Raw genomic sequence first — 26,417 nt, forward strand, 5'->3', positions numbered from 1 at the left:
ATACCCACTGGGGGTATGCCGGTGCTGCGGTGGCGGCCCGTACGATGAGCCGCTTGCGAGGGGCGAGGGGCGAGGGGGATGCGTGTGCGCCGGCTAGGAGAGCTGGAAGCCGAGATCATGGACCGGGTATGGCTGTGGGAACGCCCCACTACGGTCCGCGAGATCGTCGACGACATAAACCGGGGGCGCCAGGTCGCCTACACGACCGTCATGACGGTTGCCGACATCCTTCACCGCAAGGGATGGCTGCGTCGCGAGAAAGCAGGTCGCGCGTGGCTCTACGAGGCGGTCCGCAGTCGCGAGGAATACACGGCAGGTCTCATGCAGGACGCACTCGGGGACAGCCAGAACCGCGAGGCCGCCCTCTTGCATTTCGTGGAACGCATGTCCCACGAGGACGTGGAAACGCTGGACGCCGTACTGCGCGCCGCCCGACGCGACCGCCCGGCCGGCGGCCCCTGGAGCAGGCAATGAACCATCACGTCCTGCCTCCCCTCGGACTCGCCCTCGCCACAGGCGCATTGTTGCCCTGGACGCTGGCACGCGCCCGCTGGGCCCAGCAGGTTCCGCGGCTGGCGCTCACCGTGTGGACGGCATGCGGCCTGATCTTCGCGCTCGCGGTGGCCCTGATCCCGGCACAACTGCTACTCCCCCGCAGGATCAGCCACCGGCTCGTCGACATGGCCCTGACCCTGACCCTCCCCTCCCTTCACCAACTGAGGCATGCGACCGGTCTCGAATACGCCGCAGCGACTACCGCTCTCGCCGTCCTGGCGTTGCCCGTCACCGGCTTCCTGCGTGAGGTCCTGAGAGCGTGTCGGGCCCGGTCCCGACACGCAGGACTACTGCAACTGGTCGGCCGCTACGACGCGAGGCTGGGAGCGACCGTCTTGGACGACCCACGCCCCGCGGTCTACTGCCTTCCCGGACGGTCGCGCCAGGTGGTGGTCTCGTCAGGGGCGGTCACCACCCTGACGGAACCTCAGCTGGCCGCCGCCCTCTGTCACGAGCGGGCTCACATCGCAGGCCGCCATCATTTGCTCGTCGCGGCGGCCAGAGCCTACGCAACCGCCTTCCCCCGACTGCCGCTGGCCCGGCTCGGCGGAAGGGCCGTACCGCTCCTGCTGGAGATGGCGGCGGACGATCAAGCGATGCGTGCTGCTTCACGAGAGGCACTGGCCACGGCGCTCTACACGCTGGCAGTCGGACGGTCACCGCGCGAGGCATTCGCGGCGAGCGGCCCCTCGGCAGCTCTGCGCATGCGCCGCATCCTCACTCCGCATCGTGCGGGACACCCCGTCCTGCGTGGGCTGTTCGCGGTCACGGCAGCGGCGGGCGCCATCACTCCGCTGATCCTCGCCTGTTGTTCGGTGCCGGGTTAGCAGCCCCTACCCCCAACCACTCTAATTACTAAGCGAATTCGTAAGTTTGGCATCAGCTTCCCTCACTCGAATTCCCCGCTATTGTGGGCGCGTGCGAGCGCAGAACCGGGAACGGCGAGAGGTATGGACATATGCTGCTGGGTCACGTCCGGACGGCAGCATCTGACGACGCAACATCAATTTCTCGACTTCTCGCCGTGGGGATTCGCGATAGCTACGGCGAAATTCTCGGACGGACCGACACCGAGCGGCTGGTTTCCGACCAGTGCGCCCTGCCCCGCCTAAGAGCTGAAATCGAAATGCCCGGCGGGGCGCCGGGCTGGCTGGGCTGGCTGGTGGCCGTGGACCCGGACGGCAACATCCACGGTGTTGCGTCAGGCGGCGTCGCCGTTCCAACCCAGGGTGAGATATACGCCCTGTGCACCGCTCCCGGCCGGCGCCGCAAAGGCGTGGGGACGGCATTGCTTGCGGCGGTCACCATACGGATGGTCGCGTACGGCGCCACCTCCCAGCGAATCAGTCTTCCCGTCGACAAGGACCCTGCGCTGCCGTTCTTCACGCACCACGGCTTCGCCCTCGTCACGCCGCTCCGGCTCGGCCGCACTCTCTGACCTGCCGCTGGGCCATCGCCGCTACCCGCATCACTCCAGACCGTGGCAGATCCACGCCATCGCGTGTTCACGCAGCCCTTTCCGCTGGTCCGTCCCCGCACCACAGGACAGGATTTCCTCAACGGCGCGGTCCCGGCGGCACGGAACCTCGCCGGGACCGCTGGACCGAACGAGCCCCTGGAGGAGCGATGCACACACCGAGCGGCACTTCCCTGCCCGACGTGCCTGCTGCGCTTGTGCCGGTCCTGCCGTCCGGATACGCGGGACGGTGTGAGGCGCTGGGCACCAGCATCCGCGCCACCGCGCAATACCTGCCCGGCCTCGAGTCGACCGCTCCCGTCGACAATGACTCGGTGTGGCTGCACGACGCACTGCTCGGCCCCCACAGTGCCGACATCGTCCGCTACTTGAGGCTGGCTCGGGTCACCGGCGGCCCGGTCCTCGACCTCGGCTCAGGGGCGGGTCGACTCGCCGTTCCCTTCGCCCGGCACGGCTTCCTCGTCGAGGCTGTCGACCGGGACACTTCGAGCCTGGAACGGCTCCAGACGTGGGGCCGGCGGATCGGGCCGCAGGTGTCGCAGCTGGTGATCCCCACTCGCGCCGACCTCGCGGAGCTGCACCTGCGGCGCACGTACCGTCTGGCGTTGCTCGCCGGGACGATGGTCTCTGCCGTATCGCCACGGGTGCGCCCAGAACTGCTGCGCGAGATCGCATCACACCTGGACCCCGGCGGCGCGCTCGCCCTCGACTACACGGCGCACCAACTGCGGGGGCTGTCCGAGGATCCCCACCGCACGTGGGCTTTCCAAGTTCCCCGCTTCGACGGAATCGAGGAGTGGGTGGTGGCTCGCCAGGTCTTCGACCTGGCGGACATGAGCGAGCGCATCACGTACTACGCGGTCCGGACGGGCAAGTCGAGTTCCGAGCGGGTGGTCCTGACCACCGACAAGTGGGTCATCGACCCGCAACGACTCACGGACGAGCTGCACGCGGCCGGACTCCGCATCGAGGGCCGGCAACGCCGCCGCATCGACGAGCGGACCGAGAGCGTGTTCCTCGTTTGCCGGGCCCACGACTGACGACCTCAGCAACCGACTCCTCCCACCTCTCTCCCAGCCGGGCGGACAAGAGGTACGATGCCCTCAAACCTTTGGGCTGACCAGGTGATGGACACCTGCTGACAGGGGTGGCGGAGGAGTGGCTGGCGTGCAGGTGTCAACGGGCCGCGAGGCGGTGATCCAGCGCCTCCGTGACGTGGGACTGCGGGTCACAGGGCCCCGCCTGGAGGTGCTTCAGGTCATGGCAGCGGGTGGCCACATGGACGTCGAGACCATCACCGCGACCGCCCGTGAGAGGCTCGGCACCCTGACCAGCCAGGCCGTCTACGAGATGCTTCGCCACTTCCTCGATACGGGCTTGGCTACAAAGTTCGACCGCCCCGGACTGCCGGCCGTCTTCGAGATCTCAGGCACACCTCACCAGCATGCGCTCTGCGTGCGCTGCGGCCGGGTGGAGAACGTGGAATCCGAGGTGCCGAAAGCGATCGGCGAGGGTCTCGAGGAGTGGCGGATGGGCGAAGCGGATGTAGTGTTCAAGGGCTTGTGCCCCGACTGCCTCCGTGCGGCGGGGGATTGAGCCTGAGTCCGGAGGGGGTGCTGCACTCTGAGCAGGTACGGGATCGGTCCGCGAGTGGGTGACCAGACCCTCGCGCTCTACCTCGAGCTTCGTGAGCGCCCGGAGTCCGGAGTCGAGAAGATCGCAGCCTCCCTCGGATTCTCGACCGAAGAGCGCGAGCGCTGCCTGGCCGAGCTTTCCGCGCTCGGCCTGCTTGAACACCATGGGGCCAGAGACAGCCGCGCTGCCGTCGAACCGGGCACCGCACTACTCGGGCTCCTCCGAGCCGAACGGGAACGCCTGCGGAACCGGCTGATAGAGACCGGCCGCTTCCACGACACCCTGGACATTCTGGCTGGGCCCGTCTTGCGTGCCGGCGCCGCACCCAAGCGTGAGGTCGGGGTCGAGATCGTGACCGACCTGAGCCGAGTCCGTCTGGAGCGAGCCGGAATCTCCGAGTCCGTGGCACGCGACCGTCAGACCATGCATACAGGAGCGGTCGGCCGCGAGGAGAGCGAACAGACTCTCGAAGAAGATCGACGACAGCTGGCGCGCGGCGTAAGGGTGCGAGCCATGTATGGCCGCCGCGCGGCCTCCGTACCGGACATGGCGCGGCACCTGCGAGATCGAGCCGAACTGGGGGTGGAAATAAGACTTTCCCCCGTAGTCCCGATGAACATGTTCCTCGCGGACGAGAACTTCGCCCTCCTGCCCATCGACCTGCAGGATCTCTCTGCGGGCGCAATCATCGCGCGGGGATCCGCACTGGTCGGCTCGTACCTGGCGCTGTACGAGTACTGCTGGCATTGCGCGACGCCCCACGGGGAGGACTCCCCTACCGAGCGCGGCGGCGACGGGCTGTCTGAACAGCAGGTAGCCGCACTTCACATGCTCGCCTCAGGCGTAAAGGACGAGGAGGTAGCCCGCAACCTGGGAGTGTCCCTGCGCACCGCAAGTCGCCTCCTCTCGGAAATCATGCAGGAGTTGGGGGCCGCGAGCCGCTTCGAGGCGGGGGTCAAGGCGGCCCGTCTCGGCTGGCTGGACGCGAGGAGCAGCACGCCGGAGGGCCCTGCGTGACGTGCCCCACAAGCCACTTCGGGGCCGGAAGTTCTTGTCCTGGCGTGTGACAAAGTGTGGCGGGCATTCTTATGATCAGGGGGTCACTTCGCAATGTCGACGGGTGACGACAGCAGCGGTATCCAGTCTGCCGAGAGGGTTCTCGCGCTTTACCAGGAACTCCGCCAGCGCGGGGTGTCCAATCTCGACGAGGTCTTCGATGAGCTGAAGTTACCGCCGGAAGAGTACGAACAGCGACGCGCGGAACTGATCACCCTCGGCCTCATCGTGCCAACCAGCACCACCCATGCCACACGTGCCGATCTCCAGGCGGGTACCTGGGAGTCCGGACCGGATGCGGTTGCCGTGGTCGACCCCGAGATCGCCCTACTCCGCATGCTGCAGCAGGAGCGGGAGCGGCTCCGGGAGCACCTGGACGAGTCCGACCGCGCCTACAGCACGCTCGAAGCATTAGTGGGGAGATTCCTTCGGCCCGGCTCGCTGAACGGCTCCGCAGTCGAGGTAGAGCTCCTCAGTGACTACCGGAGGATCCAGCAGGCGCTGGAGGACATCACCGATGTCATCCAGCACAATCTCGCGTCCATGCACGTGACCGCCCTTGTGCGAGAGGTCGCGGACCGCGTACTCAGCCGGGATCTGAGGCAGATCGAGAACGGCGTGCGCATCCGCGCCGTCTATCACCAACGCATCACCGCATCCCCGGAGGCAGCCGAGATGCTGCGCCGCCGGGTCGAGGTGGGCGTCGAGATCCGGCTGTCCCCCGCGGTCCCCATAAACATGATCATCGCCGATCAGCAGTTCGCCGTTCTCCCCGTCCACCGCGAGGACCGGGCCGCCGGCGCCATCCTGGCTCGCGGACCGGCGCTCGTCCGCTCGTATCTGGCGCTGTACGAGCACTGTTGGCACACGGCGACTCCGTACGGCGACGACGTCGCTGCCGAACGCGGCGGGGACGGCCTGTCCGAACAGCAGCGGGCAGCTCTCAAAATGCTGGCTTCGGGCATGAAGGACGAAAAGATCGCCCGAAGTCTGGGAGTCTCGTTGAGGACAGTGAGCCGCATGCTGTCCGAGGTGATGCAGGAGCTCGGTGCGTCGAGCCGCTTCGAGGCCGGCGTACGCGCCTATCGGCTCGGCTGGCTCGACTGATTCCTGCCCGATTCCGACCTGCACAGTGGCGAAATACTGACGCAGCGCTTCGGACCGCAAGACCGAAAAGCCCCGTGTTCGCCTGGAGCGGCGATCACGGGGCGCTTCGGCTGCGTTAATTGGCCGGAGCCACCGGGGCCGGGGCCGGCTTGGCGGAGTCCCAGCCGTTTCCGTTCGACGGAGTCGGAGACGGCACCGGGGTGTCGGCACCGTCCGCCGACGCCGCGGCCGGTGTGGCGGAGTCCCAGCCGTTTCCGTTCGACGGGCTCGGGGACGGGGACGGAGCGCTAGGGTCGGAACCCTCGGCCACCGAGCGCTGCGAAGCAGTCGCCGACGGGGATACGGCGACCGCCGCTCCACCGGCGACCGCGGTACAGAGCAGGAGCGCGAGGGCGAACTGGCCGGCCGTTTTGCGAATTCCGGTGGTGTGCCCAGCAGACATGATTCCTCCAGGAATGTGGAATGTGATTTCCGCCTTCGTAGGCCCCGTGCCGCCGGGCTCCCCTTGAAGACATCTCTATTCTTGTCGCACCCTCAAGGCTGAATCCAGCATTCCTCCATGCGTGGAAACGCCATGGCGTGGATGAGACAAGGGACATCAACACGCCACGATCCCAGGAGAGTTCATGCAGACGTTACAGTTCCAGTTATTTGGTCCAACCAAAAGAGATGTTAGACTGGTATTCCGGCCTTCTCGACCCTCCAGGAGGGAAGCGCCGGAGAGGCAGGAGCGTGCCGTCGCTCCTGCCTCATTTGCGTTCCGGCAGGCCGCTGCGCACACAGTGCGCGCCGGTACACCTCCAGCGTCCGCGTGGCCGCGGCCTGCCAGCTCATCGCCCGCGCATGGCGCACCGCGGCCCCTCCCATGCTCACGACGGCCTCGGGGTGCTGCGCGAACCACCGCAGGCGGCGGGCATAGTCCACCGGATCATGGCCGGGCACCAGCACTCCGGTCACCCCGTCCCACACGGCCGTCGGCAGTCCACCGACGGCCGCCGCCAGTACGGGGGTTCCGCAGGCCTGCGCCTCCAGCGCGACCAGCCCGAAGGACTCGCTGCGCGAGGGCACCACAAGGACGTCCGCCGCCCGGAACCAGTCCGCCAGCTCTGCCTGCGCCACGGGCGGGAAACATCGGAGTACGTCCGCCACCCCCAGCTCACGCGCCAGGTCCCAGGGTCCGCCGACCGGCCCGGCGCCCGAGTGTCCGCCGACCACCGGGACAAGAAGACGGCTGCGCAGCGCAGGGTCGGTCTTCAGAAGCTCGGCGACCGCTCTCACGAGGACGTCCGGCCCCTTGAGTGGCTGGATTCGTCCCGCGTACACGGGGATGAAGGCCCCGGTGGGCAACCCGAGTCGCGCCCGCGCCGCTGCCCGACCCTCACCGGGGCGGAAGGTGTCCAGATCCACGCCCGGTCGGACCACGTCGACGCGAGGTGCCGACGCCCCGTAAAGATCACGCAACGCCCCCGCTTCGTCTGCCGTATTGGCGATCAGCCTGTCCGCAGAGGCCATGACTTGCTGCTCACCCCGGATCCGCAGCTCGGGCTCGGGGGTGTCGCCGGCGGCGAGGGCGGCGTTCTTCACCAGGGCGAGGGTGTGTGCGGTGTGTACGAGCGGTATCCCCCAGCCGGCGGCGGCGATGCGGCCGGCCTGGCCGGAGAGCCAGTAGTGGGAGTGGACCAGGTCGTAGCGCCGCCGCTCTTTCATCAGCGCCAGCGAGAACGGCACCACCAGACCCGGCATGTCCTCCTTGGGGAGGGCGGCGCGTGGCCCCGCGTGCAGATGCCGGACCCGTACCCCCGGGGCGAGGTCGACCTGGGACGGCCGGCCCTCACCGCGACAGCGGGTGAAGAGGTCTACTTCGATGCCTTGTTCGGCGAGAGCGCGGGAGAGCTGAACCATGTAGACGTTCATGCCGCCCGCATCCCCGGTGCCGGGCTGGTGGAGCGGTGAGGTGTGGACACTGAGCATGGCGACGCGCAGGGACACGTGGAGCTCCTAGGGGAACGGGCCACGTGCCCTGCGCCCGCCGCGTGGCCGGCCGGCGCGCCACGCGGCGAAGGGGGGAATCTTGCCGTTTTGCTGTCTTGCGTCAGGGGGCCTGCCGGGCGGCCCGGTCAGAAGCCGAAGATCGGACCCGACGGTGGGGCCAGCCGACTGCCGGGCGGCAGCGGGGCGAGTGCCGCATCGGACACGGGGCGCCCGGGCGCCGCCTTGAGCGCCGCCGACAGACGGTCTGCGCCCTCCGGCATCACCGGCCGGGCCCAGGCGCTTAGTGCGGAAGCCACCGCCAGTTGGGCGGACAGGGCCGGAAGGTGACGGCAGTCCGCCGTGGGGCGGCATGTCTCGTGGGCGTTGACGTGGCCGAAGTCGGACACCAAGCGGACGATTTCGTCGAGCAGGGCGACCGCCCTGCGGGGATCGAAGGTGTCAGGACCGTACGCCTCGCGCAGATCCTCCACCGCCCTCAGCAGTCGCTGCGCCAAGACCTCCCAGCCTGTGCCACCGGGCAACGCCGCGGGAGCCAAGCCCGCGCTCTCTGCCCTTACCGCCGCGAACAGCCGGGACAGCCAGCTGTTCCAGTTCTCGTCCAACTCCTTTCGGGCAGCATCGAGCCGGTCGGCATGGAACACCGTTCGCCGACCCAGCGGGCGAGCCTGCAGGACGTGGCGGCGGAGCGTGTCGGACCCGTACTCGGTAAGGAGGTCCAGCGCCCACACCTTGTGATCGGAGCCGGAGACGATGGCCTTGTCCTCGATGACGAACGACTCGTTCACACAGAATTCCTGTGGAAGCTTGATGCCCTGGGACAGGAGAATGACCGGCAGCAAGACGGCGTGGCAGAAGGCATGGCCGAACCCGCAGAAGTGGATGGTGCGTTCAGGCAGCGGCCGGTCGTCGCCGTAGCCGAAGAGATGCATCGCGGCTGCCTCGAAGCAGCCGTCGATCCGGTGCTCGGGGAAGCCGTCCACCGGGACGCTCAGCCCCCACTCCGCCGGATGCGAAACCGCGATGTCCGGCAGACCGTCCTCGACCAGCGACTCGCACAGTGCGGCGAGACGGGGCGGCAGGCCGGTGGCGTCCCAGTAGTCGGCGAGCGTTTCGCGGAAGGGTTCCAGCGGGATGTAGAGGCGGCGGCAGCGCCGGGGCACTGCCGGGGTGGCACACACGGCGCAGTGGGGCTCCACTAGGTCCCCACCGTCATTGGGGCGGGCGCACTCGTGGCACATCCCGCCGTCGCTGACGGCTGCGCAGTGCGGGCAGGCCCCCGTGACGTGCGCGCCGTACAGCCAACGGCCACACGGCTCGCAGTACGGCAGCAGCCTCGTACGCGCGGCGATGACGCCTTCCGCGTGCAGCCGCCGGAAGAGGTCCGCCACCCAGCGGCCGTATCCCCGGTCCTGACGCGGGCGCACGACGTGATCGAACTCGATGCCCGAGCGCAGCCAGTCCGCGGTGATCGCGGCCCGGTAGCCCTCGGAGACCTCCTCCGGCTTGCGACCCGCCCGCAGTGCGCGTACGTGTACGGAGCTGGTGTGGTCAGCGGTGCCGGTGGTGAACAGGACCGGTTCGCCCTCGGCGCGCAGGTAGCGGGACAGAACATCGGCTGCGACGTACGGTCCCGCAAGGTGACCGATGTGGAGTTCACCGTGCGTGGCGGGCGGGGTCGCGGTGATCCAGAAAGGGGTGCTCATGGGACCTCCTTGACGCTGTGGTGCGAAGTGCTCAGCGAGGCTCGAAATGGAAGGAGCGGATGAAACAGTCACGCGGCTGCTCGACGGCGTAGACGATGCATTCGAAGAGGGCCTGGGTGGTGAGTTTCTCGTCGCGCATCGCGTCGTCCGCCTTGATTCCGTCCCACTCGGCGAATCGCGGGTCGGAGGTGGAGAAGTCGGGGGGATACAGGGAGAACACCCGGACACCGGAAGGCCTCAGTCGCTGTGAAAGAATTTCGGCGAACCCGGCCTGTGCGCTCTTGGCCGTCCAGAACGCCTCGTGCGCCGCCGCCGCGGAGGATCCGCCGGCGTCCCGTACGGCGACCATGTTGACGATGTCGGGGCGCTGGGACGACCTCAGAAGCGGCAGGAAGTGTTTGACCATCAGGACCGTGCCGCCGGCCGTGGACTCGATGGTCTCCACGATCGCGTCGTCCGACGCGTCCTCCAGATCGACGGCGTCCAGCCATCGGGCACCGTTGTTGACCAGCAGGTCCACCCGGTCGGTGTGTTCGCCGACCTGGCGGGCGAACTCCCTGATCTCCGCCGGTCGGCTGAGGTCGCAGCCGAAGGCATGGATACGGTCGCGTGCGGACCCCATGACCTCGGCACGGGTTCGCTCGGCCAACTCCACGGTCCGAGCCGAGACGTAGACCTCGGCTCCCAAGTGGGCGAATCCAATGGCGAGCGCCCGGCCGAAATGGCGCGAGGCACCCGTGACTACAACACGCAGATTTTCGAATTTCATTCTTCGCTCGGTCTCCCCGCTGGGATGCGAATGCGGTCGAATTCACGACGCCCGTCCGGTAGTCCGGACGGGGGCTCCACATCAGCGTGCCAGAGACGGGAAGCGGGGAGTCCCCCAGAAGGGTTGCGCATTCACGCCGTTGCGTGGATACGCCACGGCAGCTCCATCCGTCGGAGAACGGTCGCGCGCTTGTGGTGCACGCTTACCCGGTTGGCCGTGCAGGAGACCGTGACCGGGCCGCCGGGAGTGTCGACGACTCCATCGAGCGGGCGCACGACCGTACCGCACAGCGCGGCCGCCGCGGCGAGGGCAGTGGCACCGGTGAGTGCGAGCGAGGGATGCCAGCCCCCGACGGTGACGGCGCGCACAGCGGGGGTGGCCGCGGAGTAGTCGACAGCAGCGATCTTGGGCAGGGCGGAGTGGGGCGGGTGTCCCAGCACCTCAGCGGCGAGGGCTCGCAGGGCCAGGAGCCGGCGCAGTACCGTCTCCCCGGCGGCGAAGAGCTGGTCGCGGCTACGGATCCCCAGGTCGCGGGCGTCCACGAAGACGTACGGGTTCCCGTACCTCACCAGGGAAACGGGAACGCCGTCGAGCCTGTCGATGGGCCGGCCCGTGGGCAGCACGCCCGGTGCGTCCGGCGCCCGCAAGAAGTGCAGCGTGTATGCGTCCGGAGCCCCTCCGTGAGGCTGTTCCGACGCGCACACGACCTCGTCCCCGGTCGTTACGGCCCGCACGGTGAGGGGACCGGGCGACCCGGCGGCGGCTACACAGGCAAGGAGGGAGTGACCGCATCCGGCCCGGAAGTCGAAACTGCCGTCCGGCATGGCCTGGACGAATCGATAGTCCAGGTCCGTGCCGGGCGCGCCCGAGGGCCCGTAGAGGGCGATCTTGGCGAGGCGGTCGTAGCTAGACCCCTCCAAGCTCTCCCGAAGGCCGCGGAGTTCCGTATGTAACGCCAGTGCGCCTAGGGGCAGTTCGGACAGCTCCAGGACCAGGGTGGGGCCGGGAGCCCCCGCGGCCCTCACCACTGTCGCGATCACGGGACGACCGCTCCGTTCACGCGGCGCATCCGACCGGGATACCCATCCCCCGGACGACTTCGGTCCACAGTTCGTGGGTGGCCAGCGCCCATAGGGTGAGCGCGTCCTGGTCCGAAGGCCGTTCCAGTTGCCGGGCGAGCAAGCGCTGTACCCGGTCGGGCCGGACCTGGCCGCCCCGCAAGAGCCGGTCCGGAGACAAGAGCTCCCGCACGGGCTCGAGGAGGGGACTACCAGGGCTGAGCATCGCGGTCACGGGCAGGGTGAAGGGCTGCTTGGGCCGGTTCAGCACGGTGGCGGGCAGCAGGTCGCGCCCGGCCTCGTACAGCGCCGGCTTCCCGCGTCGAGCGGCCGGAGGGAGTCCCCGGGCGTGCGCGGCGACAGCGGGCTGACAGAACGGCATCCGGGCCTCGACCGCCCACGCCATGCTCAGGTGGTCTACTCGGCGAAGGTGGTAGGCGGGCAGCCGCCAGCGGGTCTCGAACGAAGTGATCGCGGTGAGCCGATCCGTGCGCGCGGAGCGAAGCTCCCGCACTATGCGGTCGGCAGCCGAACCTTCCTCGGCGATGTAGGCCCGGTACGCGGGGGTGTAGAGGTATTCGCGGAGCATCCTGGGTGCCGCGGACAGCGCGTCGGCGTACGAGGCGGCCCAGTCGCCACCCGCAGGGGCCTCCAGGGCCTCCCGCATCCGGGCATATCCACCGAACAGCTCGTCGGCGCCGTCCCCGGTGAGAGCGACGGTGAAGCCGGCCTCTCGTACGGCCCGGAAGAGGGCGTACGTACTCAGGGCGATGGGGTCGGCGTTCGGCTGCCCCAGATGCCGGGTGGCGCGGGTGAGCAGTGATCCCAGCTCCCCGGGATCCAGCGCCACTTCGTGGTGGACGGTCCGGGCCTGCCGGGCCACGGCGCGGGCATGGATGTGCTCCGAGCCCGGCCATCGGCCCTGGTAGGTGAGATGGAAGGTGTGCAGGGACGGCGCGCCGGTTTCACGCGCGTACTCTGCTGCCAGCGCGGTCACCAGGCCGGAGTCGAGACCGCCGCTCGTGAGGGCACAGACCGGCACATCGGCTCGGGCGAGGCGTCGCACTTCGCGGCGCAAAACGTCCTCGGTGCCGAAGCCGGCCTCTGAGGGCGCCGCCGGCTGCATGGGCCGCCGCCGTACGGCCGGTTCCCGCCCAGGGCTGACGACAGCGGTCGCGCCCGGGGGCATGACACTGATGCCTTCCAGGGCAGTCTGCGTGGAGAAGGGTGTCCGTGTGGCTAGGACCGTGTCGAGGGTGTCAGCGCGAGGAGTGATCCGCACCCCTTCGAAGGCCAGGAGTGCCGGGATCTCGGAGGCGAAGCGGAAGGAGCCGTCCTCGCCCCGGTGGTAGTGAATGGGTTTCATCCCCATGGGGTCGACGGCCAAGACGAGTAGGGGGCTCGCCCTCAGGTCGAGCACGGCCACGGCGAACATCCCATCGAGCCGCTCGGCGAAGGCCGGCCCGTACTCGGCGTAGAGCGCGGGCAGCAGGGTGCCGTCGCACGTGTCGGGGAAGCGGTGGCCGCGGGCCGCAAGCTCGCGACGGAGGATGCGGTGGTTGTAGATCTCGCCGTTGAGTACGGCGATGATCCCGGGCAAGTGGGGCAGCCGGTAGGGCTGTCGACCGCCACGGAGGTCGGTCACGGCGAGCCGGTCGCACCCGAGCGACCAGCCGGCCCCGCTGAGCACGTCATGTTCGTCGGGACCACCGTGCCGCTGGCGGGCGGAGACCGCGGCGAGCTCGCCCGGGTCGGGGCGCGCCGCGCCGGCCGAGAAGGAGCCGAAAATCCTGCACATGCCGGTGCCTCCGGATTCCACGTACATGCGATTGGATCATTTATTTGAAGCTACCAAATTTTTGACTGGCGTAGAAGTGCCATGTCGCAAGTACGCCAGATGAGTTGCCTTGCAAGCCGCCACCAGGCACAACAGGCTGAGTCCATGGAGCACTTCGCGACCGATCTAACAGACCGCAGCGCCCCGGAATCCCTGCTGGTGGTGGCCGCACACCCGGACGACATCGAGTTCTGTGTCAGCGGCACGGTCATGCGGTGGATCGCCCAGGGCACGACGCGGGTCACGTACTGCATCGTCACCGATGGCGGGGCCGGCGGATACGACGAGCAGCTCCCCCGCCAAGCGATGGGGGACCTCCGGCGAGCCGAACAGGTGCACTCGGCCAAGCGGAGCGGCGTCGAGGACGTCCGCTTCCTCGGCTACCCCGACAGCTTCGTCGAACCGAGCGTCGAGCTGCGCCGCGACCTGTGCCGGGTGATCCGACAGGTTCGCCCGCAGCGCGCCGTCATCCCCAGCCCGGAGATCAACTGGGCCCGAGTGGCCGACCTTCACCCGGACCATCGCGCGGTCGGCGATGCCGCCCTGCGTGCGATCTACCCCGAGGCCCGCAACCCCTTCGCGCATCCCTCCCTCCTCAAGGAGGAAGGACTGGAGCCCTGGATCGTGCCGGAACTGTGGCTGATGACCGGCCCCACGCCGAACCAGTACATCGACGTGACCCCCGTCTTCGAACGCAAGGTCGAGGCTCTGCGGATCCACACCTCACAGACGGCCCATTTCGACGACCTGGCGGGGCTACTACGGGACTGGTTGGGGGAACACGCAAGAGCAGCGGGACTGCCGGCGGGGCGGATGGCAGAAGCCTTCCAGGTCGTGAAGATCGAATGAGGCCCCGGTCCGTCCGCCTGCCATGACGGACGGACCGGCTCGGGCTCGTCAGCGGTAGATGAGCAGTTCTTGTTCTGTCGCATCCGTGAGTTCGTAGCGGGTCGCGACCAGCGGACGGCCCGAGTAGAGGCGAATCAGCGTCGCCGCGTCGCCGTGGAAGCGCGCCGCGGGCCGTCCCTGATTCTCGTTGCCCAAAACCAAGTGGCCGTCCAAACCATTGAGTTGTGCGACCAGCCGAGGTGTCTCCCGCTTGCGGCTCGTGATGCGGAGAAGAGGCAGGGCAAGTGTCAGGCTGTCCCCGCTGTAAGCCCCCGGCTCCCCGAACGCGTCACGGACATCGCCGGCATGGACCCACTCCCCCAGCGCCACCGCGTCCAGCGTGCCGTCGCCCGCCGCGATCTCCGGGCCGGCCTCGGTGAAGCCCCGCTCCAACTCGTCAAGGATCCGGGCCAACGGCCAGTCTTCGCGTTCGGCGACGTCCGCCGCGTTGGCCTCGGGGAGGAACACGCCCTCTTCCAACCGTCCTTCGACAATCCGCACCAGGGCCGCCGCGCAGTGGGCGAGCACCTGCCGGGCCGTCCAGCCAGGGCAGGCCGTGCGTAGCTCGTATGCCTCCGGGGGGGTTCGACGCAACAGCGGCATCAACGCGTCGCGTTCGGTTCGCAATAACCGGTCCGGAAGCCAAGGGTCACGTATCTCGTCGAGAACTGTCATGCGGATCAGTAGCGGTAGTGGTCGGGCTTGTAGGGGCCGTTGACGTCCACGCCGATGTACGCGGCCTGCTCGGGGCGCAGCGTCGTCAGCTTCACGCCCAGCGCATCGAGGTGGAGGCGGGCCACCTTCTCGTCGAGGTGCTTGGGGAGCACGTAGACGTCGGTGGGGTACTCGGCCGGCTTGGTGAAGAGCTCGATCTGGGCCAGGGTCTGGTCCGCGAAGGAGTTCGACATCACGAAGGACGGGTGACCGGTGGCGTTGCCCAGGTTCAGCAGGCGGCCTTCGGACAGGACGATGAGGACCTTGCCGTCGGTGAACTTCCAGGTGTGGACCTGGGGCTTGACCTCGTCCTTGACGATGCCCTCGATCTTCGCGAGACCGGCCATGTCGATCTCGTTGTCGAAGTGGCCGATGTTGCCCACGATGGCCTGGTGCTTCATCTTGGCCATGTCGCCGGCCATGATGATGTCCTTGTTGCCCGTGGTCGTGATGAAGATGTCGGCGATCTCGACGACGTCGTCCAGCGTCGCGACCTGGTAGCCGTCCATCGCGGCCTGCAGGGCGCAGATCGGGTCGATCTCGGTGACGATCACGCGGGCACCCTGGCCGCGCAGGGACTCCGCGGAGCCCTTGCCGACGTCGCCGTAGCCGCAGACGACCGCGACCTTGCCGCCGATCAGGACGTCCGTCGCGCGGTTGATGCCGTCGATCAGCGAGTGGCGGCAGCCGTACTTGTTGTCGAACTTCGACTTCGTCACGGCATCGTTCACGTTGATCGCCGGGAAGAGCAGCGCGCCGGCCTGCTGCATCTCGTACAGGCGGTGGACGCCCGTCGTGGTCTCCTCCGTGACGCCACGGATCTCCGAGGCCAGCTCGGTCCACTTCAGGGACGTGCGGTGCAGCAGCTCCAGGACGACGCGCATCTCGTCGTTCTCGGCGGTCGAGGGGGCGGGGATGCTTCCGGCCTTCTCGTACTCGACACCCTTGTGAACCAACAGGGTGGCGTCACCGCCGTCGTCCAGGATCATGTTGGGACCGGCGGCGTCGGGCCAGGTCAGCGCCTGCTCGGTGCACCACCAGTACTCCTCCAGCGTCTCGCCCTTCCAGGCGAAGACCGGGATGCCGGCGGCGGCTACGGCGGCCGCCGCGTGGTCCTGGGTGGAGAAGATGTTGCACGAGACCCAGCGGACGTCCGCGCCCAGGGCGACGAGCGTCTCGATGAGCACGGCCGTCTGCACCGTCATGTGCAGGGAGCCGGTGATCCGGGCCCCGGCCAGCGGCTGCGCCGCCGCGTACTCTCGGCGGATGGACATCAGGCCGGGCATCTCGTGCTCGGCGAGGGTGATCTCCTTGCGCCCGAAGGCGGCGAGGGAAAGGTCTGCGACCTTGAAATCGGTGAATTCAGCAGGCATGAAGAACGCTCCTTGTGCTCCGGTCGGTGCAATGGGCGGCGGGGGCCGGTACGTGGTTCACCGGCGGCCCCCGGCATTGAAGTAGCTGGCCTCGGGATGGTGGACAACGATGGCGTCGGTGGACTGCTCCGGGTGGAGCTGGAACTCCTCGGAGAGGTGAACGCCGATCCGCTCGGGCCGCAGCAGCTCGGCGATCTTCGCGCGGTCCTCCAGCTCGGGGCAGGCGGGATAGCCGAGTGAGTAGCGACACCCCTGGTACTCGGTGCGGAACATTCCCTCCATGGACAAGGGGTCGGACCCTTCGATACCGAGTTCGCCCCGCACCCGGGCGTGCCAGTACTCGGCGAGCGCCTCGGCCAGCTGCACTGAAAGCCCGTGCAGTTCCAGGTAGTCGCGGTAGGCGTCCGCCTCGAAGAGGCGGGCGGTCTCCTCGCCGATCCGGCTGCCGACGGTGACAACCTGGAAGCCGACGACGTCGATCTCCCGCGATTCCTCGGGGCGGACGAAGTCTGCGAGGCACAGGCGACGGCCGCGGCTCTGGCGGGGGAACGTGAACCGCGTCCGCTCGCCTCCGTCCTCGTCCAGGACGATCAAGTCATCGCCCTTGGACACGCAGGGGAAGTACCCGTAGACGACTGCCGCTTCAAGCAGCTGATCGGTGTGCAGCCGGTCCAGCCAGCCACGCAGACGCGGCCGGCCCTCCGACTCGATCAAGTCGGCGTCCTTGAGGCCCCACTGACCCTTGAAGAGGGCGCCCTCGTCCAGCCAGGAGGCGTAGTCCTTGAGCGGGATGCCCTTGACCACGCGGGAGCCGAGGAATGGCGGCTCGGGTACGGGGGCATCGACTGCAACGTCGGAGCGGCCGACGACCTCGGGTTCACGTACGTCGAGCAGGGGTTTCCGTTGTGGTACTCGACGTTGCTTGAGCGGGGGCAGGCTCGCTCCGGGGACTGCGCGTTTGACTCCCATGAGGGCGTCCATCAGGCGCAGGCCCTCGAAGGCGTCGCGGGCGTAGCGGACCTCGCCCTCGTAGATCTCGTGGAGGTCCTGTTCGACGTAGGCGCGGGTGAGGGCGGCACCGCCGAGGATGACCGGGTAGTCGGCTGCCAGCTTGCGCTGGTTGAGCTCCTCCAGGTTCTCCTTCATGATCACCGTGGACTTGACCAGGAGGCCTGACATGCCGATGACGTCGGCCTTGTGTTCCTGGGCGGCTTCGAGGATCGCGGAGACCGGCTGCTTGATGCCGATGTTGACGACGTTGTAGCCGTTGTTGGTGAGGATGATGTCGACGAGGTTCTTGCCGATGTCGTGGACGTCGCCGCGGACGGTGGCCAGGACGATGGTGCCCTTGCCCTCGTCGTCGCTCTTCTCCATGTGCGGTTCCAGGTGGGCCACCGCGGTCTTCATGACCTCGGCGGACTGGAGCACGAAGGGGAGCTGCATCTGGCCGGAGCCGAAGAGTTCGCCGACGACCTTCATGCCCTCCAGGAGGGTGTCGTTGACGATGTCGAGGGCGGGGCGGGTCTGGAGGGCCTCGTCGAGGTCGGCGTCCAGGCCGTTCTTCTCGCCGTCGATGATGCGGCGCTGGAGGCGTTCGTCCAGGGGCAGGGCGAGGAGTTCCTCGGCGCGGCCGGCCTTCATGGACTTGGTGTTGACGCCCTCGAAGAGGGCCATCAGCTTCTGCAGCGGGTCGTAGCCCTCGGCGCGGCGGTCGTAGATCAGGTCGAGGGCGGTGTTCACCTGCTCGTCGTCGAACCGTGCGATCGGCAGGATCTTGGAGGCGTGGACGATCGCGGAGTCGAGGCCGGCCTTGACGCACTCGTCGAGGAAGACGGAGTTCAGGAGGACGCGGGCGGCCGGGTTGAGGCCGAAGGAGATGTTGGAGAGGCCGAGGGTGGTCTGGACGTCGGGGTGGCGGCGCTTGAGTTCGCGGATCGATTCGATCGTGGCGATGCCGTCCTTGCGGGACTCTTCCTGGCCGGTGCAGATGGTGAAGGTCAGGGTGTCGATGAGGATGTCCGACTCGAGGATCCCCCAGTTGCCCGTGAGGTCGTCGATGAGGCGCTCGGCGATGGCGACCTTGTGCTCGACGGTGCGGGCCTGGCCCTCCTCGTCGATGGTCAGCGCGATGAGCGCGGCGCCGTGCTCCTGGGCGAGGCTGGTGACCTTCGCGAAGCGGGACTCGGGGCCGTCGCCGTCCTCGTAGTTCACGGAGTTGATGACGGCGCGCCCGCCGAGCTTCTCCAGGCCCGCCCGCAGGACGGGGACCTCGGTGGAGTCCAGGACGATCGGCAGGGTGGAGGCGGTGGCGAAGCGTCCGGCGAGTTCCTTCATGTCGGCGACGCCGTCGCGGCCCACGTAGTCCACGCACAGGTCGAGCATGTGCGCGCCCTCGCGGATCTGGTCGCGGACCATCTCCACGCAGTCGTCCCAGCGGGCTTCGAGCATGGCCTCGCGGAACTTCTTCGAACCGTTCGCGTTCGTCCGCTCGCCGATCGCCATGTACGAGATGTCCTGCCGGAACGGGACCGTCTGGTAGAGGGAGGACGCGCCCGGCTCGGGACGAGGGTCACGGGCAGCCGGGCTCAGCCCGCGCACCCGCTGGACGACCTGGCGCAGGTGCTCCGGGGTGGTGCCGCAGCAACCGCCGACAAGGGAAAGCCCGTACTCGCGGACGAAGGTCTCCTGCGCGTCCGCCAGCTCGGTCGCCGACAGCGGGTAGTGCGCTCCGTTCTTCCCCAGCACGGGCAGGCCGGCGTTGGGCATGCAGGACAGCGGGATACGGGAGTTCCGCGCGAGATAACGCAGGTGCTCACTCATCTCCGCCGGCCCGGTCGCGCAGTTCAGACCGATCATGTCGATACCCAACGGCTCCAACGCCGTCAGCGCCGCGCCGATCTCCGAACCCAGCAACATCGTGCCGGTCGCCTCAACCGTCACCTGCACGATGAGCGGCAGGTCGCCCATTCCGCACCATTCCAGCGCCCGGCGCGCGCCGATGACGGCCGCCTTCGCCTGGAGGAGGTCCTGTGAGGTTTCGACCAACAGCGCGTCCGCGCCGCCTCGGATCAGACCCTCGGCGTTCTCCTGGTACGCCTGGCGCAAGGGCTCGTACGCCACATGCTTGAGCGTGGGCAGCTTGGTGCCGGGGCCCATGGAGCCGAGGACCCAGCGGGGCCGTCCATCCTTCGCCGTGAACGCATCAGCGGCTTCGCGGGCGATGCGCGCTCCGGCCTCGGACAGGTCATAGACCCGCCCCTCCACGCCGTACTCGGCGAGTGCGGAGAGATTGGCCCCGAAGGTATTGGTCTCGACGCAGTCCACACCCACGGCGTAGTACTCGTCATGGACCGACCGGACGATGTCGGGCCGGGTGACATTGAGGATCTCGTTGCAGCCTTCGAGACCCATGAAGTCGTCGAGCGTCGGATCGGCTGCCTGGAGCATCGTTCCCATCGCCCCGTCGGCCACCACGACCCGCTGCGCCAGCTCCTCCCTCAGAGACCGTCTCATGCCAACTCCCACAGGTGTGCGGTCAGCTCCGTCTCGTACCGGCAGCCGTACGCCATGCCGAGCAGGGAAAGCAACGATTCGCCGGACAATCGGTACTCCTGCGTACCCACGGAATCGAGGACGGTCGCAGCGACCGCACAGCCCAGCTGAGCCGCGCTCCGCTCGGACACACCCCACGCCGTGGCGGCGAGGAACCCGGCCCGGAACGCGTCGCCGACACCGGTCGGGTCGACGACTTCCTCGACCTCGACCGCGTGCACGGTCAGCGGCGTGCTGCCCGCAGTTTGGATTCGTACGCCACCCTCGCCCTGGGTGGTCACCCAGGAGCCGACGCGTTGGAGGACCTGCTCCTCGGTGAGCCCGGACTTCTCGCACAGCAAGGCTGATTCGTACTCGTTGGTGAACAGCCGGCTCGCACCGTCCACCAGCTCCCGCACCTGCGGCCGCTCCAGTCGCGCCAGCTGCTGGGACGGATCCGCGGCAAAGGGGATGGCCAGCTCACGGCAGATCCGCGTATGGCGGAGCATGGCCTCTGGGTCGTCGGGCGAGATCAGCACCAAGTCGGGGCGACCGGCCCGTGCGACGACGTCCCGCAGGTCGATCTCGCGGGCCTCCGCCATGGCGCCCTCGTAAAACGTCGCGATCTGGTTCTGGTCCCGGTCGGTGGTGCAGACGAAACGCGCGGTGTGGCACGTCTCGCTGACCCGAACGGAGTCGGTGTCGACGCCGTGCTCCTTGAGCCACACCCGGTACGGCTCGAAGTCTCGACCCACAGAGCCCACCAGGACAGGCCTCAGTCCCAGCGTTCCCAGACCGAAGGCGATGTTGGCCGCTACTCCGCCGCGTCGGAATTCCAGGTTGTCGGCGAGGAACGACAGGGATACCCGGTCCAGCCGGTCCGCGAGCAGCTGCTCGGCGAACCGGCCGGGGAAGGTCATCAAATGGTCGGTCGCGATGGATCCCGTCACAACGATGCGCATGTCAGACCCCAACGGCCCGGTGCAGGGCGTCCACGCGGTCGGTGCGTTCCCAGGTGAAGTCCGGCAGCTCGCGGCCGAAGTGGCCGTACGCGGCGGTCTGGGCGTAGATCGGGCGGAGCAGGTCCAGATCGCGGATGATCGCGGCCGGCCGAAGGTCGAAGACGCTCGACACGGCTTCCTGGATGCGCTCGTCCGGCAGCGTCCCCGTTCCGAAGGTCTCGACGAAGAGGCCGACGGGCTCGGCCTTTCCGATCGCGTACGCGACCTGGACCTCGCATCGCGAGGCCAGGCCCGCAGCGACCACGTTTTTCGCCACCCAGCGCATCGCGTACGCGGCGGAACGGTCGACCTTGGACGGGTCCTTGCCCGAGAAGGCGCCGCCACCGTGACGGGCCATCCCGCCGTACGTGTCGATGATGATCTTGCGACCGGTCAGGCCGGCGTCGCCCATCGGGCCGCCGATCTCGAAGCGCCCGGTCGGGTTCACCAGCAGTCGGTAACCCTCGGTCTCCAGCTTGATGCCGTCCTCGACGAGCTGGTTCAGCACGTACTCCACGACGAACTCACGGATGTCCGGGGCCAGCAGTGCGTCGAGGTCGATGTCGGCTGCGTGCTGGGAGGAGACCACCACCGTGTCCAGGCGCACCGCCTGATCACCGTCGTACTCGATGGTGACCTGCGTCTTGCCGTCGGGACGCAGGTAAGGGATGACCCCGTCCTTGCGGACCTCGGACAGCCGGCGCGAGAGCCGGTGCGCGATGTGGATCGGCAGCGGCATCAGCTCGGGCGTCTCGTCACAGGCGTAGCCGAACATCAGGCCTTGGTCGCCCGCTCCCTGCTTGTCGAGCTCGTCACTCGGCCCCGCGCCGCCGACACGCTTCTCGAATGCGGTGTCGACGCCCTGGGCGATGTCGGGTGACTGCGCCCCGATGGACACCGACACCCCGCAGGAGGCGCCGTCGAAGCCCTTCTTCGAGGAGTCGTAGCCGATGTCGAGAATGGCCTCACGAACGAGGGCGGCTATGGGCGCATAGGCCTTGGTCGTCACCTCGCCGGCTATGTGGACCAGGCCGGTGGTGATCAGGGTCTCCACAGCCACCCGCGAGGTGGGGTCCTCACGGAGCAGCGCGTCGAGGATCGTGTCACTGATCCGGTCGGCGATCTTGTCGGGATGCCCCTCGGTCACCGACTCTGAGGTGAACAGCCGCTTGCTCATGCCTGCCCCACCTCGACCGGGAAGAAGTGCGACTCGATGGCGGCGAGGGTGCGGATCTCGTCCACTTCCAGGGCCTCCATCTGGATGGATCGACCGCTCTGCTGCTCCAGCAGGAAGACGAACTCCACGAAGGACAGCGAGTCGATGAGCCGGTTCTCGATGAGGTCCAGGTCGGAGGCGATGTCGTCACGCTCCGTGTGACGGGCGAGGAGCCAGTTCTTCACCTGCTGCAGACCGTCGGACATGGTTGTTCTCCTTGAAGTGCTCTGTATGGATGAGGTGTTGGTTGCGGGGGCGACGCCGAGAGCACCGGCTGGATCCGGAAGACCCGGCGCGAGGGGGTAGCCCGCCGAGTCGGCATGGAGCACCGGGGCGGCCACGGCTACCGCGTAATCCACGTCATGGCTGATGGACACGGTGATCTCGGCGATGCCGGACTCCGCGGCCATCTCGGCCGCGCCCCGGCGAAGCTCTACGAGGGGCCAGCCCCCTTCGGAACGCCGCACGACGATGTCGAGCCAGGGAAGGAATTTGCCCCGCACGCGGAGGGTCTTGAAGGCTGCTTCCTTGGCCGCTATCCGGCCGCACAGACTCAGTAGGTCGAGCCCGGAGGCAGTTCGGCAGTCGGCGAGTTCGCCTGGGGTGAGCATCCGCTCGAAGAAGTCCTCGCCGTACTCGGCGAGCAGTCGGCGGACACGGGTGACGGACACGATGTCCATGCCTAGATTCGCCCAGCCCAGGCCGCCCGCCGGCGGGGCGACGGGTCGGGTCGGCACGTCAGATCGCCGGCCCGGCCGCATTCGCGCGCAGGACGGCCTCGGTCGCCGCCTCCCAGCTGCCGTGGCGCCTGGTCAGCGCGGACAGCCAGCGCTCGAGGCCGAACGCGGCGCAGCTGGTGAAGGCCGGGCTGCCGCTCGACGCCAGCGTGATCTCGCAGCGGTCACCGAAGAAGTTGCGGTGGGTGTTGACCGAGGCGATCGCCAGGTCCTCGTACAGGAACTCGTGCTTGACCGGGGTGAGGCGCTGGAGCACCGCCTTCGAGCTGCCCTTGTCGAAGAACGGGTCGCAGGCGGCCTCCTTGCGCAGCGGCAGGTCCAGCGCCTCGGCGAAGGCCTGGATGCGCGAGGTGAAGCGGGCGAGGTGGGACTCTGCGTGCTCGCGGGTCCCGATCGCGACCACCTCCCGCATGCGGAAGCCGAGTTGTCGGCGCAGGCCCTCGTAGTGCTCCTCCTTGCGGAAGCACCAGCCGACGACGGTGATCAGAGTGTCGTCCGCGACCTGGCGGCCCTGGTGGTCGATGTAGACGGCGTAGCAGGACGCGGAGGGGAGTCCGAGGGCTGCCGGCTGGAGGGCGGTGCAGGGGAAGCAACCGCTGTCCGTACAGAACTCGTCGGTCTCCCGTGCGGACAGGTCGAGCGGGGCGGCGACGACGGCCTGGTGAGGGAAGTTGTCGTAGTAGTCGAGCCGGGCCAGGTCGGCGGCCGGCAGCAGCGGAGGCATGGTCATCGGGCGGGCGCCCGCGCTCACGCCCCAGCCCTCGAAGGTGTCGTCGAGGAGCCGCAGCAGGGCGGTTCCCTCGGGTCCGAGGGACGGCAGGCCCCTCGTCTCCCCGACGCTCGCAGGGGTTGTCACGGTCATGGTGGAGTCACCTCTCGGACGACGGACGGTTCGTTCAGACGACGGGCAGGACGTCGTCGGTGAAGATCCCGGTCTTCAGGAAGAAGCCGAGGGGCTTGCGGATTGCCTTGCGTTCGTACGGACGGCGGCCCTCGTCGGCGACCAGCGCGTTGCGCAGGGCCAGCGGGTCGGCGATGCCGGCGTCGCGGTAGACGTGCGGGTTGTAGAGGGAGTTGACGCTGTAGACGACGTACCGCTTGAGGTACGCCTCCACTTCGGCGAGCCGCTGGGCGGAGACGGTGTCCTTCATCCGCTTGAACAGCAGGGAGACCAGCTCGCGCCCGAAGGCGATGTGCCGGGACTCGTCCTGGTGGTGGATGCGGTTGACCTCGCGGATGGTGTGGCACAGGGACTCGTCCTGCGCCATCCGCATGTTGTAGTGGTCGACGAGCTCCTCGAAGAACAGGATCCGGGCGAAGACCAGGAAATTCTCCACCTCCGGCTCCCACGCGGAGTCGGCGCGCATGGCGGTCGAGCCGTAGATCTTGTCGCCGTACCGGCGGCAGAACTCGGCGAAGAACCACATGTGTTCGTTCTCTTCACCGATGAAGTGGTGGAAGAAGTCGGAGGGGACTTCGAAGCCGGGCATGTGGATCCGGCCGACCACCTCGATGAGAAGCTCACGGATGCCGTGCACGTTGAGGCTGTAGAAGTTGATGCTCTCCCACTTGGAAAGGCGGCGGATGGTCTCCTCGCCGAGCTCCTCGTAGAAGGGCGTGCCGTAGACGGTGAGCAGCTCGGGGGTCATCCACAGCCGGCCCTCTTCGAGCTTCTCGGGCCAGTCGAACTGCTGGTAGGGGTTGTAGTACTCCTCGATGGAGCGCGAGCTCAGCCGTTCCAGGACTTCCAGGAAGCGATCAGTGACGGGCAGGGGGGCAGCGACGCCCATGGAGACTCCCTCGGTGTGTGGTGGGTTGCGGCGAGCGAAGGCTCAGGGCCGGACTTCGTAAACGGCGTTGACCGGGGTCTCGGTCGCGCGCCTCCAGCGGGTGAAGCCGGCCTCCTCCGCGATGGCGCGGAACGCCTTCTCGCCGGAGTGGTTGCCGAGCGCGTGAGGGCCGCGCTGGGCGACGGCCACGGGCAGGCACATCACGGCCGACAGCGCCATGAACATGCGGGCGGCGGGCGTCTGCGTGTCGATGTCCGCGGGCGAGACGTTCGACTCGACGAGCATCCATGTCCCGTCCCCGTCCAGGGACTTGTGTACGTGCTGCGCGGCGGCGACCGGGTCTCCCATGTCGTGCAGGGCGTTGAAGAAGGTGACCAGGTCGTAGCCGGAGCCGGGGTAGTCGTCGGCCGAGGCGACGTCGAAGACGACGCGGTCGGAGAGTCCGGCCTCCTCGGCGAGCTGCCGGGCGATGGAGATGGCTTCCTCGGAGTAGTCGAAGCCGTGCACGGTCGCCTGGGGGAACGCCTTCGCGATGAGCAGCGTGGTGTGCCCGACGCCGCACCCGACGTCGGCGACGGTGCCGCCGGCTGCCAACTTGCCGGTGACCCCGTGCAGGGCGGGCAGCCAGTCGGGGACGAGCCGGTGCTCGTAGGTGGGCTGGAAGAAGCTGCCCATCCCGGTGTCCAGTGCCGGGTCGTGTTCCGCCCAGCCGACGCCGTCGCCGGAACGGTACGCGTCGACGAGCAGGTCCTCGGTGGCGTACAGCGCCTTGAGGGCGGTGAAGAAGCCCGCGGCGAACGTGACGGCCTTCGGGTCGGCCAGTACGGCCACGTGGTCGGCGGGGAGCGTGTACGTATCGGCGCTCGGGTGGCGCTCGACGTACCCGGCGCTCAGCTGTGCGTGCAGCCACTCCTCCGCGTACCGCTTGGCGATGCCGGTGCGCTCGGCGAGCCCGGCAGCGGTGAGGGGGCCGGCCTCGGCCAGCTCGCGGTACAGGCCGAGCCGTTCGCCGAGGGCGACGGTGAGCCCCCGTACGGCGGCTCCGGCATCGCTGATGACCCGTTGGTGGAACTCGTGCGTGCCGCTCATACCGCCACCGCCTCGGAGGTCGGAAGGTCACACGTGAACAGGAAGGAACGGGGAACGCCCGGCACGCTGCGAGCCGGAACCGGGTACGGCCAGCGGCCGAAGTCGGCGCCCGGTTCTCCCGGCTGCCGCACCTCGCGCACGTCCCAGCCGCAGTCGGCGAGGAGCTGCTCGGGGGTCTCAGTGCCGAACAGCCACGGGTTGCCGTCTTCCTTCAGACACTTGAGGAAGGGGCGGGAGAGCGGGTTGTCCAGCGCGGCCCGGCTGATGACGTCTCCGAGCAGCACCGAGCCGGGCGCGGAGTGGGCGGCCAGCGTCGAGATCAGGTTGCGCACGGCGCCTTCCGGGAGAAAGAAGAGGAGCCCTTCGACCACCCACAGAACCGGCTCGTCACTGCGCCAGCCGGCCTCCTTGAGCGGACCGGTCCAGTCCTGCGTGAGGTCCACCGGTACGGTGACGCGGGTGCGTCCGGCGGGGGCGGGCTCATCGGCGAGCATCTGCGCCTTCGCCTCCAGGAGCGCGGGACGATCCAGCTCGTAGACGGTCACGTCGTCGGGCCACGGGAGCCGGTAGAAGCGGGTGTCCATGCCCGCGGCGAGGAACACGACCTGGCGGATGCCGTGTTCCTCGACGGCCCGGACGATCGCCCGGTCCAGGTAGGTGGTGCGGATGGCGAGGAACGGCACGGTGCCCGCCCCGGCGTAGCGCTCCAGAAGTTCGAAGCCGATCGTGTCGGCGACGGTGCGCGCGTAGGGATCGGCGAACAGCCGGTCCTCGCGGTCGGTCTCCAGGGCTCGCGCTGCGGCGGTCCACTGGGCGGTGCGGGATACGGCCTCCACAGGAGGTCTCCCTTCACATCGGGTGAGATGGGTACAAGCAGTTATGGAATCCG

General features: G+C 68.4%; 24 protein-coding genes. 8 read left to right on the forward strand and 16 right to left on the reverse strand.

The window, feature by feature from the left end; all coding sequences use genetic code 11:
* Positions 1 to 84 precede the first annotated feature (84 nt).
* From ACODT5_RS22150 to ACODT5_RS22180, 7 genes are all read left to right on the forward strand, one after another.
* Positions 85 to 474, forward strand: coding sequence for a BlaI/MecI/CopY family transcriptional regulator (locus ACODT5_RS22150; protein WP_422521046.1), 390 nt, complete (start codon positions 85 to 87; stop codon positions 472 to 474).
* Complete coding sequence (locus tag ACODT5_RS22155) at positions 471 to 1,382, forward strand: M56 family metallopeptidase (protein WP_422521047.1); 912 nt, start codon at positions 471 to 473, stop codon at positions 1,380 to 1,382. Before ACODT5_RS22150 ends, ACODT5_RS22155 begins: the two co-directional genes overlap by 4 nt.
* Before the next feature lie 197 nt (positions 1,383 to 1,579).
* On the forward strand, positions 1,580 to 1,993 hold the full coding sequence (locus tag ACODT5_RS22160; RefSeq protein ID WP_422521048.1) for a GNAT family N-acetyltransferase: 414 nt from the start codon (positions 1,580 to 1,582) through the stop codon (positions 1,991 to 1,993).
* 221 nt (positions 1,994 to 2,214) lie between these two features.
* Complete coding sequence (locus tag ACODT5_RS22165; protein WP_422521049.1) at positions 2,215 to 3,072, forward strand: class I SAM-dependent methyltransferase; 858 nt, start codon at positions 2,215 to 2,217, stop codon at positions 3,070 to 3,072.
* Between the two features lie 175 nt (positions 3,073 to 3,247).
* Positions 3,248 to 3,628, forward strand: coding sequence for a Fur family transcriptional regulator (locus ACODT5_RS22170; RefSeq protein WP_422524993.1), 381 nt, complete (start codon positions 3,248 to 3,250; stop codon positions 3,626 to 3,628).
* Positions 3,629 to 3,682: 54 nt separating this feature from the next.
* Positions 3,683 to 4,684 (forward strand): helix-turn-helix transcriptional regulator, encoded by a 1,002-nt coding sequence (locus ACODT5_RS22175; RefSeq protein ID WP_422521050.1) that lies wholly within the window; start codon positions 3,683 to 3,685, stop codon positions 4,682 to 4,684.
* 93 nt (positions 4,685 to 4,777) lie between these two features.
* Positions 4,778 to 5,830, forward strand: a complete 1,053-nt coding sequence (locus tag ACODT5_RS22180; RefSeq protein WP_422521051.1) for a helix-turn-helix transcriptional regulator — start codon at positions 4,778 to 4,780, stop codon at positions 5,828 to 5,830.
* 115 nt (positions 5,831 to 5,945) lie between these two features.
* Here ACODT5_RS22180 and ACODT5_RS22185 read toward each other — a convergent pair whose 3' ends face one another.
* The 6 genes from ACODT5_RS22185 to asnB form a co-directional block, all read right to left on the reverse strand.
* A complete protein-coding gene (locus tag ACODT5_RS22185; protein ID WP_422521052.1) occupies positions 5,946 to 6,272 on the reverse strand; it encodes a hypothetical protein in 327 nt (108 codons plus the stop codon).
* 230 nt (positions 6,273 to 6,502) lie between these two features.
* The gene (gene mshA, locus ACODT5_RS22190; protein WP_422524994.1) at positions 6,503 to 7,801 is read right to left on the reverse strand and encodes a D-inositol-3-phosphate glycosyltransferase; all 1,299 of its coding nucleotides are present in this window, start codon (positions 7,799 to 7,801) and stop codon (positions 6,503 to 6,505) included.
* Between the two features lie 146 nt (positions 7,802 to 7,947).
* Positions 7,948 to 9,597, reverse strand: a complete 1,650-nt coding sequence (locus tag ACODT5_RS22195) for a class I tRNA ligase family protein (RefSeq protein ID WP_422521053.1) — start codon at positions 9,595 to 9,597, stop codon at positions 7,948 to 7,950.
* Positions 9,557 to 10,294, reverse strand: coding sequence for an SDR family oxidoreductase (locus ACODT5_RS22200; RefSeq protein WP_422521054.1), 738 nt, complete (start codon positions 10,292 to 10,294; stop codon positions 9,557 to 9,559). The genes ACODT5_RS22195 and ACODT5_RS22200 overlap by 41 nt, the downstream gene beginning before the upstream one ends.
* 131 nt (positions 10,295 to 10,425) lie before the next feature.
* A complete protein-coding gene (locus ACODT5_RS22205) occupies positions 10,426 to 11,334 on the reverse strand; it encodes a PrpF domain-containing protein (RefSeq protein ID WP_422521055.1) in 909 nt (302 codons plus the stop codon).
* A 16-nt stretch (positions 11,335 to 11,350) separates the two neighbouring features.
* Entirely contained in the window at positions 11,351 to 13,177 is a 1,827-nt protein-coding gene (asnB, locus tag ACODT5_RS22210; RefSeq protein WP_422521056.1) for an asparagine synthase (glutamine-hydrolyzing), read from the reverse strand.
* Between the two features lie 117 nt (positions 13,178 to 13,294).
* Here asnB and ACODT5_RS22215 point away from each other — a divergent pair, with 117 nt between their 5' ends.
* The gene (locus tag ACODT5_RS22215) at positions 13,295 to 14,038 is read left to right on the forward strand and encodes a PIG-L deacetylase family protein (RefSeq protein ID WP_266903811.1); all 744 of its coding nucleotides are present in this window, start codon (positions 13,295 to 13,297) and stop codon (positions 14,036 to 14,038) included.
* A 48-nt stretch (positions 14,039 to 14,086) separates the two neighbouring features.
* On the opposite strand, the gene ACODT5_RS22220 is transcribed toward ACODT5_RS22215, so the two are convergent.
* From ACODT5_RS22220 to ACODT5_RS22265, 10 genes are read right to left on the reverse strand one after another with little or no spacing between them, the layout of a single operon-like run.
* On the reverse strand, positions 14,087 to 14,752 hold the full coding sequence (locus ACODT5_RS22220; protein ID WP_422521057.1) for a maleylpyruvate isomerase family mycothiol-dependent enzyme: 666 nt from the start codon (positions 14,750 to 14,752) through the stop codon (positions 14,087 to 14,089).
* 5 nt (positions 14,753 to 14,757) lie between these two features.
* Positions 14,758 to 16,164, reverse strand: a complete 1,407-nt coding sequence (gene ahcY / locus ACODT5_RS22225) for an adenosylhomocysteinase (protein WP_422521058.1) — start codon at positions 16,162 to 16,164, stop codon at positions 14,758 to 14,760.
* 57 nt (positions 16,165 to 16,221) lie between these two features.
* Positions 16,222 to 19,677, reverse strand: coding sequence for a methionine synthase (gene metH / locus ACODT5_RS22230; protein WP_422521059.1), 3,456 nt, complete (start codon positions 19,675 to 19,677; stop codon positions 16,222 to 16,224).
* Positions 19,674 to 20,657, reverse strand: a complete 984-nt coding sequence (locus ACODT5_RS22235) for a carbohydrate kinase family protein (protein WP_422521060.1) — start codon at positions 20,655 to 20,657, stop codon at positions 19,674 to 19,676. The genes metH and ACODT5_RS22235 overlap by 4 nt, the downstream gene beginning before the upstream one ends.
* Before the next feature lies 1 nt (position 20,658).
* Positions 20,659 to 21,873 (reverse strand): methionine adenosyltransferase, encoded by a 1,215-nt coding sequence (gene metK / locus ACODT5_RS22240; RefSeq protein WP_422521061.1) that lies wholly within the window; start codon positions 21,871 to 21,873, stop codon positions 20,659 to 20,661.
* The gene (gene acpS / locus ACODT5_RS22245; RefSeq protein WP_422521062.1) at positions 21,870 to 22,592 is read right to left on the reverse strand and encodes a holo-ACP synthase; all 723 of its coding nucleotides are present in this window, start codon (positions 22,590 to 22,592) and stop codon (positions 21,870 to 21,872) included. The genes metK and acpS overlap by 4 nt, the downstream gene beginning before the upstream one ends.
* A gap of 58 nt (positions 22,593 to 22,650) precedes the next feature.
* Positions 22,651 to 23,511: a class-II aminoacyl-tRNA synthetase family protein gene (locus ACODT5_RS22250; RefSeq protein WP_422521063.1), complete on the reverse strand. Its 861-nt coding sequence runs from the start codon at positions 23,509 to 23,511 to the stop codon at positions 22,651 to 22,653.
* Positions 23,512 to 23,545: 34 nt separating this feature from the next.
* Positions 23,546 to 24,439: a diiron oxygenase gene (locus ACODT5_RS22255; RefSeq protein ID WP_422521064.1), complete on the reverse strand. Its 894-nt coding sequence runs from the start codon at positions 24,437 to 24,439 to the stop codon at positions 23,546 to 23,548.
* A gap of 42 nt (positions 24,440 to 24,481) precedes the next feature.
* Positions 24,482 to 25,528: a class I SAM-dependent methyltransferase gene (locus ACODT5_RS22260; protein WP_422521065.1), complete on the reverse strand. Its 1,047-nt coding sequence runs from the start codon at positions 25,526 to 25,528 to the stop codon at positions 24,482 to 24,484.
* Positions 25,525 to 26,364, reverse strand: coding sequence for a class I SAM-dependent methyltransferase (locus ACODT5_RS22265; protein ID WP_422521066.1), 840 nt, complete (start codon positions 26,362 to 26,364; stop codon positions 25,525 to 25,527). The genes ACODT5_RS22260 and ACODT5_RS22265 overlap by 4 nt, the downstream gene beginning before the upstream one ends.
* Positions 26,365 to 26,417: the final 53 nt, after the last annotated feature.

Origin of the sequence: Streptomyces tatrensis (assembly GCF_049310065.1) — a bacterium.
Lineage (GTDB): Bacteria > Actinomycetota > Actinomycetes > Streptomycetales > Streptomycetaceae > Streptomyces.

Bases quoted from the DNA above. Each gene is read 5' to 3' on its own strand.
- ACODT5_RS22155 (WP_422521047.1), top strand. From the start codon at position 471: ATGAACCATCACGTCCTGCCTCCCCTCGGACTCGCCCTCGCCACAGGC.
- ACODT5_RS22180 (WP_422521051.1), top strand. From the start codon at position 4,778: ATGTCGACGGGTGACGACAGCAGCGGTATCCAGTCTGCCGAGAGGGTT.
- ACODT5_RS22185 (WP_422521052.1), bottom strand. From the start codon at position 6,272: ATGTCTGCTGGGCACACCACCGGAATTCGCAAAACGGCCGGCCAGTTC.
- mshA (WP_422524994.1), bottom strand. From the start codon at position 7,801: ATGCTCAGTGTCCACACCTCACCGCTCCACCAGCCCGGCACCGGGGAT.
- ACODT5_RS22200 (WP_422521054.1), bottom strand. From the start codon at position 10,294: ATGAAATTCGAAAATCTGCGTGTTGTAGTCACGGGTGCCTCGCGCCAT.
- asnB (WP_422521056.1), bottom strand. From the start codon at position 13,177: ATGTACGTGGAATCCGGAGGCACCGGCATGTGCAGGATTTTCGGCTCC.
- ACODT5_RS22215 (WP_266903811.1), top strand. From the start codon at position 13,295: ATGGAGCACTTCGCGACCGATCTAACAGACCGCAGCGCCCCGGAATCC.
- ACODT5_RS22220 (WP_422521057.1), bottom strand. From the start codon at position 14,752: ATGACAGTTCTCGACGAGATACGTGACCCTTGGCTTCCGGACCGGTTA.
- ahcY (WP_422521058.1), bottom strand. From the start codon at position 16,164: ATGCCTGCTGAATTCACCGATTTCAAGGTCGCAGACCTTTCCCTCGCC.
- metH (WP_422521059.1), bottom strand. From the start codon at position 19,677: ATGAGACGGTCTCTGAGGGAGGAGCTGGCGCAGCGGGTCGTGGTGGCC.
- ACODT5_RS22235 (WP_422521060.1), bottom strand. From the start codon at position 20,657: ATGCGCATCGTTGTGACGGGATCCATCGCGACCGACCATTTGATGACC.
- metK (WP_422521061.1), bottom strand. From the start codon at position 21,873: ATGAGCAAGCGGCTGTTCACCTCAGAGTCGGTGACCGAGGGGCATCCC.
- acpS (WP_422521062.1), bottom strand. From the start codon at position 22,592: ATGGACATCGTGTCCGTCACCCGTGTCCGCCGACTGCTCGCCGAGTAC.
- ACODT5_RS22250 (WP_422521063.1), bottom strand. From the start codon at position 23,511: ATGACCGTGACAACCCCTGCGAGCGTCGGGGAGACGAGGGGCCTGCCG.
- ACODT5_RS22255 (WP_422521064.1), bottom strand. From the start codon at position 24,439: ATGGGCGTCGCTGCCCCCCTGCCCGTCACTGATCGCTTCCTGGAAGTC.
- ACODT5_RS22260 (WP_422521065.1), bottom strand. From the start codon at position 25,528: ATGAGCGGCACGCACGAGTTCCACCAACGGGTCATCAGCGATGCCGGA.